Raw genomic sequence first — 13,587 nt, 5'->3', positions numbered from 1 at the left:
TCTCCATACCTTGTTTACAGAACTTCATGATATACTTAGGGGGAGGTGTCCCAAATGAATGAAAACATGGTGAAATGGGTCCAAGAAGGGAATATTTCCATTCCAAGGGCTTTATTACTTTATTATAAAGAAATGAATATGAACGAGAACGAATTAGTCCTTTTGTTACATGTCATCTCATTCCTTGAAAAAGGGAATGATTTCCCAACGCCTTCTGAAATTTCTTCAAGGATGACGATCTCGACGAGTCAGTGTACGGAAATCCTTCGTAAATTGATTCAAAAAGGATTTATCCAAATTGAAGACGGGCAATCAAATGATGGGATCCGCTTTGAAAAATATTCAATTGAACCACTTTGGCATAAGCTTGTAAATGAATTTTTACGAAATCAGAATGATCAAAGAAAAGATCAGCAACAAAAAAATGAAGTCGATTTGTATACGGTCTTCGAGCAAGAGTTTGGGAGACCACTATCGCCATTTGAATGTGAAACACTCGCATTATGGCTGGATGATGATCGCCATGAACCACTTATCATTAAAGCGGCATTGCGAGAAGCGGTTATTTCTGGAAAGCTTAATTTTCGCTATATTGACCGAATTCTCTTTGAGTGGAAGAAAAATGGGATTAAAACGATCGAACAAGCAAAAAGTTATGGGAATAAATTTAGACAACATTCAAGGCAACAAATTCGCCCAAATGAAACAGAGCAGGCTCCCCGTTCTGAGGCTGTGCCTTTTTATAATTGGTTAGATCAATAAAATGTAGAATTTAAGTGAGTGATGCAAATGTTAAATAAAACACAAATTCGTTACTGTTTAGATACAATAGGGGAAATGTATCCGGATGCTCATTGTGAGCTAGTCCATGCAAATCCATTTGAATTGGTCATTGCCGTTGCTTTATCAGCCCAATGTACGGATGTGTTAGTCAATAAAGTAACGAAAGATCTTTTTCAAAAATATAAAACGCCAGAAGATTATTTAAGCGTATCTCTAGAAGAGCTACAAAATGATATTCGCTCGATTGGTTTATATCGTAATAAAGCAAAGAATATTCAAAAGCTCTGTAGAATGCTATTAGATGATTACAATGGAGAGGTTCCAAAAGACCGTGATGAATTAACAAATTTACCAGGAGTTGGCCGAAAGACGGCAAATGTTGTGGTGTCTGTCGCTTATGGAATTCCGGCGATTGCGGTTGATACGCATGTGGAAAGAGTGAGCAAACGATTAGCCATTTGTAAATGGAAGGATTCAGTATTAGAAGTTGAAAAAACATTAATGAGAAAGATTCCTGAGGATGAATGGTCGGTTACCCATCATCGTTTGATCTTTTTCGGCCGTTATCACTGTAAAGCACAGAATCCCCAATGTGATATTTGTCCATTGCTTGAGCTTTGTCGGGAAGGGAAGAAAAGGATGGCGAAGAAGAAATGAGCGTGGACAGGTGGACAATACCTGAGGAATTAGTGCATCCTTTCTTTTTTTCAGAAGGAGAGGAGATAGTGGTCGATTCATTGTATGAGAAGCAACTCAATTGTCATTCTCCGTTTGTTCATGAAGCTGTCTATTTTTCGGGGAAAGACACTGTGAGGCCATGGGAAACTCCTGATAAGAGCATTTCCACACTCCTGCAGGAATGGCTGTTAGTGAAAGAACAGCTGCAAACACATTTTGAAAATAGAAATAAGAAGGACACTTTCATTTTCATGAGAAAAGGGATAAGCTTTTTTATTGAATTCCTCTTTTGGACAAATGAAAGACCTGTCATACTACATCCTCAAATCGAATATGGGAGTCTACAAATTAAACCAGTGAACATTAAGGAAAGATTTGAATTTATTATGGACAGACCTAATTTATTCCATTCTTATATGCAATTATGTGAACTCTTTTTAGAACAAGAAAAAAGTTATAAAAAAGCCATTGCCATGAAAAAAATGAGAAAATGATAAAGAAAAAGCGTCTAAGCATTTGCAGCTTAGACGCTTTATTTTATGGTTGGTTCCCCTGATTTCCGCCATTTTGATTGCCTTGACCTTGGTCTTGGTTTCCGCCTTGTTGTTCACCGCCGTCCGGATTCTCACCTTGACCCTGGTCTTCATTTCCTTGATCTTCGTTGTCTTGATCATTCTCTTCTTCATCGTCATCATCACGCCCCCAAGGAGGACCGTGACCGTTATTGTTACCGTTATCCTCTTCGTCATCTTCACCATCAAAAATAAATGGGTCAGGAATCTGAATTTCAGCGGTAGCTGGATCACTCTTTTGTTCATCGCGAATCGCTACAACTTTGAAGGTGTAGTATCCACCATAATCAGCTTTCATTCTAAGCGTTTTTTCAGCTTGAGCGGTCAAGAGTTCTTCTGCACCGTCATCTTTCTTCGCATAGATTTCAAACTGAACACCGTTTGCGTTCTCTGCGACATAATTCCAACTTAACACAATTTCATTTCTTTCTGTATCATAGTCAGCTTTTAGATCCACAGGTGTTTCAAGTTTATTATACTTTTCGGATACTTCTTTTGGAGCATTCCCTTTTACTGCATATTCGGTAATGACCATGTCACTTGGCGTGTATTCACTTGCTAATTTTGCAGGAATGGTTCCTTTTTCGATTTGGACTTTTTCAACTGTGTTAGGAACTTTGAAGTCTTGAGTTTCTTTGCCATTATGAACATGTTCCATGATGTTTTTGAACAATCTTTGGCCGATTTTTTGTTCATCGCCCTCTAAATAATTTTCATTTTTATTATCATATCCAGTCCATACAGCGGCTGTGTAATTGGTTGTGTACCCAACAAACCAGGCATCTGGTACAGCTCCATTCGGAATATTGTATTTCTTTTTATCTGCATCAGGGTAGTTCGTTGTTCCTGACTTTCCTGCTAGTGGTAAGCCAGAAATATTAGCTCGAGTTCCAGTACCTGTTCGTACGACATCCTTTAGCATATCGGAAATCATAAACGCAGTATAATCTTGCATGACAACCTTAGACTCAGGCTTCATATTTAACTTTGTATCATCGCGAAGCTGAATCTCAATAACAGAATATGGCTCAGTATAAAAACCATTATTTCCAAATGCGCTATACGCACCAGCCATTTCAAGTGAAGAAACTCCTTTATCCTCACCACCAAATCCGCCGATCGAGTATGATTCATGGATTTCCTTAAGTGGGATTCCTAAACTTATGGCAAATTGCTTTGCCTTTTCTTCTCCCACTTCTTGAAACGCTTGCAGAGCAGGGATATTTCGTGACAATGCCAGTGCAGTACGCATCGTCATCACGCCCATATGCTTATTATCCCAGTTGCTAATCTTATCGCCAGTTGAGTACGTATAGGGCTTATCATCTAAAGTATGATATGTTCCCCATTTTAAATATTCAATTGCAGGACCGTAGTCAAGAACCGGCTTGATCGTTGAACCAGGTTGTCTCTTTGCATCAGTGGCATAATTAAAGCCAAAGTCAACCGTTTGGTTACGTCCACCACCTAGAGCTCGAATTTGTCCAGTTGCTGTATCTAAAAGGGAAATTCCTGCTTGGAATTTTTCATCTGGATACTCAATAATCTCATCCCCGTTTAGAATGTCTTCTACATATTTCTGTGCATCGGGTTCAAGTGTCGTGTATATTTTAAGACCGTCTGAAAAAGGATCAAGATCTGGATACTTCGCCTTGATTTCTTTTACGACATGGCCAACAAAGGCATCATACGGGATATCGCCAGTTGGTCGTTCGTCTTCTGGAACTAGTGTTGATGCAACATCAACATTTTTAGCTTCTTCCATTTCTTCTTGTGTGATAAAGCCGTGTTTGTGCATTAAAGTTAGAACGATATTACGGCGTTTTTCGGCTTTATCCGGATTTTTAAATGGATTATAGTTGGCTGGACTTTGTGGCATCCCAGCAAGTAATGCCGTTTCTGCTAATGTTAATTGATCGAGTTCTTTGCCATAGAATACTTTTGCAGCAGTAGCAACTCCATGTCCGCCTGAATCCATCCAAATTTTATTGACATACATTTCAAAGATTTGTTGCTTTGTGTACTTTCTTTCTAATTGAAAGGATAACCATGCTTCTTGAGCTTTACGGGACAACGTTTTTTCAGGTGTTAAAAAGGAGTTTTTGACGACCTGTTGGGTAATCGTACTTGCGCCTTCAGCACCAAAGCCTTCGGTAATATTGGCTACGACTGCTCCACCAAGACGAATCAAATCAATTCCATTATGCTTATAGAAACGGGTGTCTTCAGTAGCCAATATCGCTTCCTCAACCTGCTTTGGAATATCTTCATAATTGACATAATCACGTTTTTCTGAGCCAATCTCCGCAAATAGTTCACCGTTAATATCATAAAGCTCGGACGAGATTGGATCCTTCAATAATTTTTCATCAAGTTCTGGCGTATCTTTAACCATATAAGCAAAAGTTCCAGCACCAATAAGCAAACCTGCAATTCCTAATGCAACAAGAAAAAGAAAAATACGTTTAATCGATAGTTTTACTTTTTTATTGCCTTTTCCTTTTTGTTGACTAACTTGCTTACGGCGCTCCTCTCTTGATTGGTATTTTTCTGCCATATATGTTCATCCTTCCTTTTACTACTTACGACTACATCAGATTATAGAGCTTATCTATGACTTTAATATAGTCAATTCGAGGTCGAAAACCAAGCGAAATCTTATGTCCATATTGTTCAACTTCTGAAATGGTGATTGACTTCCTTCCACCATTTTCCATCCTTTCCCAAAAGAAAAGTAAGTCCTTGCCTTCAAGAAAGAACACCTCTTCAATGGTCGAAAAGCGAAGAATGACAAAGGCGATTCCATGCTGATTGAGTACCTGCCTAATATGCTCAATTTGGTGCTTATGAAAATTTTGCAGGGGAAAGGATGTTTTAAATCGCGTTTCCTTTGCTTCAAAATCAATATATTTTCCTTTGTATACCCCATTATAATCAGTAGTTGATGCTTGCTTAAAATAAGCTTCTGTAATTTTATAGGCATGAATTTTAAAGGGCGAAAAATAATATTCCTTGTGACCGTTGTACTATTGCATTTTCGCCCTTTTGAAACAGGCGAAAATTTTTATCCTACAAGCTTATTTTATAATAATTAATTACTCTAAGACACTATTTTACATCAAATTTGTCATTTGAACACAAAAACTTTTATTAATTGCTACACAGGGGCAGACTTTATATAGAAAGACCACTTGAAGGATTACCTTCCATTTTCAAGTAGGCTAATAAAACCATTATATAAAATGGTGTAGATTGACCTTAGTCCTTCATTTATTTACAAAATAATGATATACCACAATTAATAATTTTATCACAATTTATCCGAGAAAAATCCTTGGTCTTATATTTCAAACAACTCCAAAGCATAGTTATTATATCACATTTGTATCCAGCATTTAATTGAGTACAGAAGAAGCGTTGGTAATAGGTAGGAGCATTAAAATAGTAGAGAACATCTGTTCGGGATTACAAAGGCTGTGAATAGTTCATCAATCCTGCTTTAGTGTTTGGAAGAAGAATTTCCCGAAAAAAACCAGTTATCCCAGTTATTGATTGGAAATGTAAAAGGAGAGAAAGATGTTTGAGAAAAAGCTAAAAAGGAATATGATTAGATGTAAGTACTGTGGTGATGTTATAGAATCAAGAAGTCTGTATGATTTTAAAAGATGCAAATGTGGAAAGGTTACTGTAGATGGTGGATTAGAGTACGCTAAACGTTCTTTTTCAAATAACCCGCCAGAGAATCACTTTGAAGAGTTATCGGAATTTGAATAAACATTTTTAGATAAAGATTTTGGTAATCCTTGTTTGGCTGACTTATTCTTGCTAAATAAAGTAATTCATAACAATGAATTTTTAAAAAGATTTTTTTGGGGAAATAAAATTAGCTGATACAGTAGAAGTGATGGGAGATATTAAAATAAGGGCCATTATATGTAAGTCATTGGCAAACTAGCTTTTGTATTGTTTAAAAAAGCCAGAAGATACTTAGTAAGTATCTTCTGGCTTTTTGTGTTCTTTAATATAATTTGAAACAGTTAATTGATTTTCTCCCCCTCCATCGTAGTTGGAAAAACCAAATTTATTATTAGGTGTATAGTCATTATACTCAACATCTAAATCATGAAGGATTCGGTGGATATATATAACGGAGTTTGGGTCTTGGTTATCTAAGCTGATTTCGGCTAATTGCAAAATGCGTTCTAAATCTAATTCCATAGATGGTGGGTAGGAATCTTGATTGTTTAACAAATTTTTAATTTCATTTGACATATTTTCCTTTATTGACTTCATACCAAGCCAATCTATATTTTCGTATTTATCATAAGAAGTTATTTCATTTAAGCTTTCATGGTATTTTGAAATAAATAGCGATATTCTTTCATTTTGTTTTTTTTCAGGATTTTCAATTTCGGTTAAATTATCGGCATCATCATTGATACTTACTTGTTTATCTTCATCGTTTGGAACTTCTTTATTTTTTTCAGTTTTTATTTCCGCTATTTCGTCATTGCTTTTTATAACATCTGTTTGTCCGTTCGGTTTTTGATACATTATTATGAAAACAATAAGAATAGAAATAAAAACGAGTAAAGATATAATTAGTTTCATTTTGGTTTTCATTGGTATCAACCCTTTTCAATCATTAGTTTATATAGATTACAAATATAGCTGATTTAAATATACAGGATAATTGGTATTGTAACAATGGGGAAGAAGAAAGTCTAAAAACTTCCAAAAATCAGGGCAATTAAATTTATTGATAGTTTGAGATTCGGTGTTTTAAACAATTGAAACTTAATATTGATTTAGTATTTATTCTCTAATGGCTGGGACATAAGTGATAATATTGAGAACCATTTATCAAAAAATCGCATAAAATAAAGGAACTTTGAATTCATGCGAGTATTTATTTTAATAGAGTTTTGTCATAACCATTTTATTTTACTTACCTTGATCGACGTAATACAGGATTTTATTATAAAAAGCTACAGCGATTGCTTCTAATTCACCTTCACTAAGATTTAAATCTCCGATTAGTTCTTCTCTAACAATTGCATACTCTATACCGCCTGTCATAACTTCTACAACGTCAATTAATAATTTTGCTCTATCACCATTAAAACGTTGATTGAAAAACCTAGTAAAACGAGTATTTACTAATCCTAGTGTATAGTAACTTGGGAAAATTTCTGCAATACTCACATTTAGTTTTTTGGCTTCGTAAGCAATGTTATATGCATCAACATCACCTAATAAGTCATCCAAATCAAATAGTAAATCATCAAAAGGTTCATTTTCAACCATGCCTATTAAATCGTAAGCTGCTGCATACGTTTGATCAATTAAGCTTCCTTCATATTGATCTCTGTACATAACTACATTTCTTGCCATTGTAATTAAGTCACCTGCCCAGCCAGTTATATCTGTAATTTCAACAGAGTCTTTAAAGTTACCATAGTAACTATTCACAACAGCAAACATATGCTGAACGCCAATAGGATGATTTTCGATTGGGTCAATTAAGTCGATGAAAGGGTCTAGGGGTTGACCAACTAAATTCTCTAAATATAACTCGAAGAATAATGGATAAAAACCAGCTAAAGCTGCCCATCGTGGACCAGTATATACACCCTTCCTATAATAACCACTTATATTATAATTCAAATCATCAATATTAGAGTTACCTTCTTCGTTAGCGTATTTGGAAGCACCTAATGCAATAATTTTAAATTCATTGTAAGACAAATTGTTCGGGTCTTCTGGTAATTCGCTTGGGACTTCAACACTATCATCAATAAAAGAAGCACCTGAATCCCTACCAGAATTTATATTATTATCGATATTTATCACTCCCGAACCTGATCCGATTGTAATAGTTGATATTTGATCAAAAGCCCAATTGTCTGGTAAAGGATAGCCTAAATTCCCACTAAAACCTGTAGAAAGTCCACTAACAAAACTATAATCAGCTAATCCCCTATTGGATACTTGAATGCACGCATTACGTGGCCCGTAGATTCCAATGTTATATTGGTTCCCCATATCATTTTTTGCTTCATTTAAACCTATAAAGTGGGGAATTATGGCATTAGAAATTTCGTGACCTAATACATCGAAGTCTACTGCAAAATAAATTGTTGTTCCTTTAGGAAAACCATAGGATGCGGCTGCTCTAAAGGCTTTCTGATAATCCTCATATCCTTGATTACGAGAAAAGTTACTCGCATTTGCATGACTTTCCTGAAATATGGGGTACACAGACAGTCCAGCGTTAAAAATAGTCTGTAGTTCGCCCGGTTGTATTCGTTTATTTAAGCCACCCGGAACGTTAGTTAGATACCGACCAATAATTACATAACCTTCATTAACAAGTGTCTGTGCTTTTGCAGAAGTAACTTGTGTTATCCCATCACATGCTGTACCTTTTCGATTTGGATCACCTGTGCTAACTAATAATGACATCCATGTTTGATAATCAGCTTTACCACTTTGGTTTAAAAGAGTAAAAGATTGGAATTCTCGTAAAACATTACTCAACTCATTATCAAAGGTTCCATTAATATTACTTAGAGTGTATCCGTTAAAAACAATTGCATATTTTAATAACCTAACAAAATTACTTTGACTTGAACCGATGGTTAAATTAGGCAATCCTGCTCTCGTCGCAGGTCCAACAGTTCCTGTTTGTTGGTGTGCAGGGATGCCGATTTCAGTTTGTAAAGCATAAATTAACGCTCGGTTTGTTTGTCTTTGATAATGACCATCACATGGTTGAACTCCTGAGTATTGATAGTATTTATTATTTAATGTTCTCTGAATCTCTCTTATTTGTGGATCTCCACCAGAAGTTAGTACATATGCATCCATTGTTAAGAAGGCTTTGAAGACGTGTACATATACTACTCCATCTTGTTGAGGCAGTCCTGCGTCTTGTTGTAACTTTATAACTGCACGTTCGGTAGCTGGACCAAAAATGCCATTAAACGCTCCGGGATTATAGCCTTTACACCAACATGCTCCCTGAAGAATTTTAACGATATTTCTTCCTTGTTCTGTATTAGGTACATTGTCAAAGGACATTTCGCCAAACGCTTTATATGCGGCTTCAGTGGAAGGTCCGAAATTATTAGCTGTGTTAGTTATACCTAATTCAATTTGTAATGCACGCGTTAATGCGTACACAGTAGACCAACCTGTTTTACCATTTTCAGGAATTCTGCTGGATCCGGGATGATCACCGTACTTTTCATTAACCCATTCTTGTACTGCTAATACCATCTCATCCATCTTTATCTTCCTCCCTTTCATTTACTTTAAAGTAAATAATTCAGTTATATCTTTGAAGAAATTACTTAATTATTTATCCATAGTCCATCCATAGAAATTGTGTTGTACATCGATCCTTTATCTAGTCCAATATTTACAAATCCATAATTTGTATTAGTTCCACTTGTTACCCTGACCCATTGTCCACTTGTACTACGAACATAGTGGATTAATTGCCAATCTGGCCTTGAACTACCATTCGCTGTAGAGTTCGTAGCAACATACTGTCCTGCTGCAACACTTCCCCAACGGCTACCATCTGTCCGATAAACGCTTACTGTACGCGTCATTTTAAAAGTATTGTATGTGGTTCCTCCAAGTGTTACAGTTCCATATCGATACCTTGATTGGTAAGCGGTGGTGTATACGCTGCTAGGATAATTGTATTCGTTGGTATTTAAACAACCCTGTACTACATTTCCACTAGGGTTCCTAAATACAATAAAATCAAATACTCCATCTCCTCCCCAACCCGGTGCAAAACCAAATAGTTCTAGGTTATAGATTGTCCCGATTTGTTTTGTCACATCATAATAATCATAAACAGGTACTGCTCTACCACTTCGGTTAATACATACTGGCATACTGTTCATCCTTCCTTATTTTTTTATAGTGTTGTCTATTGATTGAAAAGAATTATTGGCTCTTCAATAGACATTAGTAAAGTATATTAATAATGATAAAATCTGGAAGGGTACTTGTACCAAAACAGACAAAACTGTATGTTTGACCTTAACAAACATCCTGTTGCGTTTAAATTTAAATCTTTTGGGCATCGCAGTGTGGCTTTTTTCAAGAAATCATTCTTTATAAGGAGGTCTTAAACTTAAAACGGTATGGTGGAAATAAAAAAGTGTAAAAAAATTATTAATCATATAGAATCTAACTGAAACAAATAAGATTATTGAAGAGAAAAAGGGAAATACAAGGGGACTTATTAGAAGTACGTTAATGAATAATAATTAAGAAAATCAGCAGTAATGATAATTTGGATGTATATTTTCATAGGTATTTGAAGTAATATAAAGTTGGAGAAACTTTCAAGCCTTGAATAAATGAATACACATTAACATTCATTTATTCAAGGCTTGAAAGTGTAGCTACATACTTTTTTAAATAATTGGATATATAAGAGGCTGGCTTATTGCGCGATTGTAATAAGAATTAAGTGTTTAAAATTGCTATATAAGTATAAACAAGCTTAATGAAAAGAAGGGAAGATAAAATGAATGGAGAAGACGATTACATCTTAAATAAGCAAAAAGCTAAACTTTTTACAGGAATTGGCTGTTTTTTTGGGATAGTTATTCTAGTGCTTGTAGTTGTTTTAGTACCGGTTTGGTTATATTTTTCATATCCTGAAGAAACTCAGTTGATGGTCAGTCATTCTCCTAATAACATAAATACAATTGAAATTGTTAGGATAGATGAATTTCCTGACCCAACCCTTAGAATTAACTATGATGATAAATCAATTATGAAAACTAAACTACCTGATGATTTATCTGTAGAATGGGAAAATGATTATGAAGCTAATGTTATCCTAATTAGGCAAAAAAGAGAACCAGACGTTGTTAAGATTAAGTTTAATAACTAATTATTGTAAAAATGTCTAAAATTGGACAACCTTACTTATGGGTAATTAGGGCCACTGAAATGTAATTATCCTTGACATAGTTTTTTTCTTTTAATAGCAAAGAATTTATCAAAGAATGACATGCCATTTATCACTTCAATCTTTTTGGCAATAACAGATATAGAAAATAATTTTGAGAATCAACAAAGAGCAAAATTGCGCAACATTCCAATACCGATTAGTATAGCAAGAAATATGAGTATTTGAAATAAGATTTACCTAAGTATAAATTTTATATAGCCTAAGCCTAACCCATCAAATATTTTTAATGTGAAAGTATTCAATGGGTTAGGTGAGCTTATATTTATAAAACTAAAAAGTGAAAAGTGCTATATTAAGATGTTATAGTTGTTAGAATTTTAAAAGTATAATTTATCAACAATTTTTATATAATCTATTGCTGGACGATATCCAATCTTAATTTCATTCCCCTTGTCATTGAATACTTGTATAGGAATTGATTTTCTTCCACCGTTAGATTGATTTTTCCAATACTCAATGATTACTTCTGCATCCAAAAGAAAAATCTTATCTAAGGTCTTAAAATAAAATATTGCAAAGCAAATTCCACCATGTTTTTTAACTCTCTCCATATGCTCTATTTGATGCTGATGGAAATTACTTAGTGGAAATGATGTTTTGTTGTTTGTTTCTTTTGCATCAAAATCTAGATGCTTACTTTTATATACGCCACTATAATCAAGAGTAGAGGGAGTCTGATAATAGGCCTCATTTATCCGCGTAGAAGCACGACGACTATAATCTACAGAAACAACTGTTATGGGTGTAGGTTTCTTATGTACAACACAAATATCCTGAGTAAGATAGAACTCATTACTTTCATTTATCATTTCCTCTAATTGCATTCCTCGGTTAGAATACGAAGCCTTTTTTTTGGTAATCTTATTTTGCTTAGTTTTATTTTGATTCCTAATGAATGACTTGCCATTAGGATACTTTATATCCATTTAAAACACCACCTAAAAGGTTTTATATTAACATAACTTTTCTATTCAGCCCTAAACTTATTTTTAAAGGACTTTTTACTTTCGATTGAAACAATATTTTCTTCATTGAACATTTGATTTGAATCATTATCGCTTTTTTCTTGTGTATGCATAAGAATTTCCAAAGGGTTTTTAAAAACATTTTGTAGGGCTGATAGAGCAAATTCTTTAGTTTCGCTTTTATATTCCTTCATAATCATTCTATAAAGTTCAAACACTAGATTTTGTAGTTCCTCTTTTTCTGATAGCAACTCTTTTTTTGATAATTTTATATTGGAAATTTCCACCTCTAAACTTGCAACTTTTTCTTTTAAATTAATTTCCCGATTAATTGAATTTCTTAGGTGATTTTCCAATGGAACTAGGGCTTCTAATAGCTCTTCTTTATTTTTGTGTTTTTTTTCAACTAAATCAGTCACATTTGGTATTGTAATCTCTTTACCTTCCGAATTGGTTAACTTTACTGTGTCAATTCTATTTCTTTGTTCAATCAACTGTCTTCCAAGCCGATCTTTTTTCTTCCAAAATTCATAAGAAGGTAGGGAGGGAATTCTTCCTTGATTGTATAACTCTTCTGTGAATTTAAACATTTCCATCGGTTTAATCAAACCAGAAGTTTTTCTTTCAGCTTTAAACATCCCGATTATTCCGTTTACTTGATCCTTTGATAAGGTTAAATTTCTTCCTCGTTGTCCCACGATGTAATTTTCCCTCCTAGCATGCCAACTTTAGCTTGTATCATTGAAATTTGCTTAATTTTTGCATTTAAACGATTAATCGTTGTCATATGTTTAATTTGAAACGAAGGATCATATCCACTCAATTCATTGGTTAATAATTGTCTTTCAATGTTCTCTAGTACGGAAACAACTTCCTTAATTTCGGTTTGTCTATCAAATAATTTCTTAACAATGACATCGGATTTTTCTTCTAATTCATCGGGTGAAATACCCCAATAATCACATAAAATGCATTCTTTACTTTGACAACGTTGAAGTCTATCTGTACAATATCCAACCTCTTTTAATTTCATTTTGAAACTAGGTGAGATAGCTGAGTAGGCCTTCTCCTTTATTTTTTCAGGGATAAAGACAGGGGATTTCTGATCCTCTTGAACTCTATTTTCTACACCCCAATTTTGATATTGGATCATTAATTTAAATACTTCTGTGTCTACCCATTGTTCAATATGATAAGAGTAGTGAAATTGTGCTGTAATTGTTTGATGCCCGCCTAATCTTGCTCTTTCAATTGGTGGAATCCCTTGTAGCATTAAATTAACAAAAGCAATATGACGAGTATGTATGGGTGTTAATCTATTTTCTTTCTTTACTAGAACATTATATTTTTGTTCTACGATTTCATTATAAAATCTGTTTAATAAATGATAGAGAGTTTGATTTGAAAAATAGTTTAAATTCTTTTTTTGATTATTTCTCTGCCAGTGATAATTTTTATCTAATGCTGCCAATGATTTATAGGAAATCAGTGTTTTCGTTTCTCCATATTGGTTAGTAAAATTAATATAATTATTAATCTCATAATATATTTCCGGACTAATCATGATTTGATCCATAATTTG

11 protein-coding genes and 2 pseudogenes are annotated in these 13,587 nt (G+C 34.2%); 5 read left to right on the top strand and 8 right to left on the bottom strand.

From position 1 onward, the window contains the following. The first annotated feature begins 54 nt into the window (after nucleotides 1-54). The 3 genes from BMSHG_RS18730 (at nucleotide 55) to BMSHG_RS18720 (ending at nucleotide 1,955) form a co-directional block, all read left to right on the top strand. The gene (locus BMSHG_RS18730) at nucleotides 55-762 is read left to right on the top strand and encodes a DnaD domain-containing protein (RefSeq protein WP_019156001.1); all 708 of its coding nucleotides are present in this window, start codon (nucleotides 55-57) and stop codon (nucleotides 760-762) included. Nucleotides 763-789: 27 nt separating this feature from the next. Beyond that, on the top strand, nucleotides 790-1,440 hold the full coding sequence (nth, locus tag BMSHG_RS18725; protein WP_019156000.1) for an endonuclease III: 651 nt from the start codon (nucleotides 790-792) through the stop codon (nucleotides 1,438-1,440). Nucleotides 1,441-1,508: 68 nt separating this feature from the next. Continuing rightward, on the top strand, nucleotides 1,509-1,955 hold the full coding sequence (locus tag BMSHG_RS18720; protein WP_148346979.1) for a YpoC family protein: 447 nt from the start codon (nucleotides 1,509-1,511) through the stop codon (nucleotides 1,953-1,955). Between the two features lie 43 nt (nucleotides 1,956-1,998). Here the strand turns inward: BMSHG_RS18720 and BMSHG_RS18715 are convergent, their stop codons facing one another. Beyond that, nucleotides 1,999-4,590 carry a transglycosylase domain-containing protein gene (locus BMSHG_RS18715; RefSeq protein ID WP_019155998.1) on the bottom strand — a complete coding sequence of 864 codons (2,592 nt, stop codon included), beginning with the start codon at nucleotides 4,588-4,590 and terminating at the stop codon, nucleotides 1,999-2,001. 31 nt (nucleotides 4,591-4,621) lie between these two features. Next, nucleotides 4,622-5,023 (bottom strand): annotated as a pseudogene (gene recU, locus BMSHG_RS27780) (Holliday junction resolvase RecU); the annotation flags it as partial. A gap of 586 nt (nucleotides 5,024-5,609) precedes the next feature. Here recU (BMSHG_RS27780) and BMSHG_RS18705 point away from each other — a divergent pair. Next, the gene (locus BMSHG_RS18705) at nucleotides 5,610-5,807 is read left to right on the top strand and encodes a DUF7695 domain-containing protein (protein WP_019155996.1); all 198 of its coding nucleotides are present in this window, start codon (nucleotides 5,610-5,612) and stop codon (nucleotides 5,805-5,807) included. A gap of 213 nt (nucleotides 5,808-6,020) precedes the next feature. On the opposite strand, the gene BMSHG_RS27190 is transcribed toward BMSHG_RS18705, so the two are convergent. The 3 genes from BMSHG_RS27190 to BMSHG_RS18690 form a co-directional block, all read right to left on the bottom strand. After that, nucleotides 6,021-6,656: a hypothetical protein gene (locus BMSHG_RS27190; protein ID WP_019155995.1), complete on the bottom strand. Its 636-nt coding sequence runs from the start codon at nucleotides 6,654-6,656 to the stop codon at nucleotides 6,021-6,023. A 321-nt stretch (nucleotides 6,657-6,977) separates the two neighbouring features. Beyond that, nucleotides 6,978-9,323, bottom strand: coding sequence for a glycoside hydrolase domain-containing protein (locus tag BMSHG_RS26525; RefSeq protein WP_019155994.1), 2,346 nt, complete (start codon nucleotides 9,321-9,323; stop codon nucleotides 6,978-6,980). Nucleotides 9,324-9,388: 65 nt separating this feature from the next. Beyond that, entirely contained in the window at nucleotides 9,389-9,946 is a 558-nt protein-coding gene (locus BMSHG_RS18690; protein ID WP_019155993.1) for a hypothetical protein, read from the bottom strand. Between the two features lie 641 nt (nucleotides 9,947-10,587). On the opposite strand from BMSHG_RS18690, the gene BMSHG_RS18685 reads away from it, so the two are divergent. Beyond that, nucleotides 10,588-10,959: a hypothetical protein gene (locus BMSHG_RS18685; RefSeq protein ID WP_019155992.1), complete on the top strand. Its 372-nt coding sequence runs from the start codon at nucleotides 10,588-10,590 to the stop codon at nucleotides 10,957-10,959. A 398-nt stretch (nucleotides 10,960-11,357) separates the two neighbouring features. On the opposite strand, the gene recU (BMSHG_RS18680) is transcribed toward BMSHG_RS18685, so the two are convergent. The 3 genes and pseudogenes from recU (BMSHG_RS18680) to BMSHG_RS18670 all read right to left on the bottom strand — a co-directional run. Next, entirely contained in the window at nucleotides 11,358-11,966 is a 609-nt protein-coding gene (recU, locus tag BMSHG_RS18680) for a Holliday junction resolvase RecU (protein WP_019155991.1), read from the bottom strand. A 41-nt stretch (nucleotides 11,967-12,007) separates the two neighbouring features. Next, nucleotides 12,008-12,703: a hypothetical protein gene (locus BMSHG_RS18675; RefSeq protein ID WP_019155990.1), complete on the bottom strand. Its 696-nt coding sequence runs from the start codon at nucleotides 12,701-12,703 to the stop codon at nucleotides 12,008-12,010. Next, nucleotides 12,679-13,587, bottom strand: a pseudogene (locus BMSHG_RS18670) (hypothetical protein); the annotation flags it as partial. The pseudogene BMSHG_RS18670 and the gene BMSHG_RS18675, both read right to left, overlap by 25 nt.

Source organism: Robertmurraya massiliosenegalensis JC6 (genome assembly GCF_000311725.1).
Taxonomy (GTDB): Bacteria; Bacillota; Bacilli; order Bacillales; family Cytobacillaceae; genus Robertmurraya; species Robertmurraya massiliosenegalensis.
The sequence above is the reverse complement of the archived record's forward strand: the minus strand, read 5'-3'. Positions and strand labels throughout refer to the sequence as shown.

What these genes read in the sequence shown, in the direction of transcription:
- BMSHG_RS18705 (WP_019155996.1), top strand. Translation starts at nt 5,610, where the DNA reads ATGTTTGAGAAAAAGCTAAAAAGGAATATGATTAGATGTAAGTACTGT.
- BMSHG_RS18715 (WP_019155998.1), bottom strand. Translation starts at nt 4,590, where the DNA reads ATGGCAGAAAAATACCAATCAAGAGAGGAGCGCCGTAAGCAAGTTAGT.
- BMSHG_RS18690 (WP_019155993.1), bottom strand. Translation starts at nt 9,946, where the DNA reads ATGCCAGTATGTATTAACCGAAGTGGTAGAGCAGTACCTGTTTATGAT.
- BMSHG_RS18685 (WP_019155992.1), top strand. Translation starts at nt 10,588, where the DNA reads ATGAATGGAGAAGACGATTACATCTTAAATAAGCAAAAAGCTAAACTT.
- BMSHG_RS18730 (WP_019156001.1), top strand. Translation starts at nt 55, where the DNA reads ATGAATGAAAACATGGTGAAATGGGTCCAAGAAGGGAATATTTCCATT.
- BMSHG_RS26525 (WP_019155994.1), bottom strand. Translation starts at nt 9,323, where the DNA reads ATGGATGAGATGGTATTAGCAGTACAAGAATGGGTTAATGAAAAGTAC.
- BMSHG_RS27190 (WP_019155995.1), bottom strand. Translation starts at nt 6,656, where the DNA reads ATGAAAACCAAAATGAAACTAATTATATCTTTACTCGTTTTTATTTCT.
- recU (WP_019155991.1), bottom strand. Translation starts at nt 11,966, where the DNA reads ATGGATATAAAGTATCCTAATGGCAAGTCATTCATTAGGAATCAAAAT.
- nth (WP_019156000.1), top strand. Translation starts at nt 790, where the DNA reads ATGTTAAATAAAACACAAATTCGTTACTGTTTAGATACAATAGGGGAA.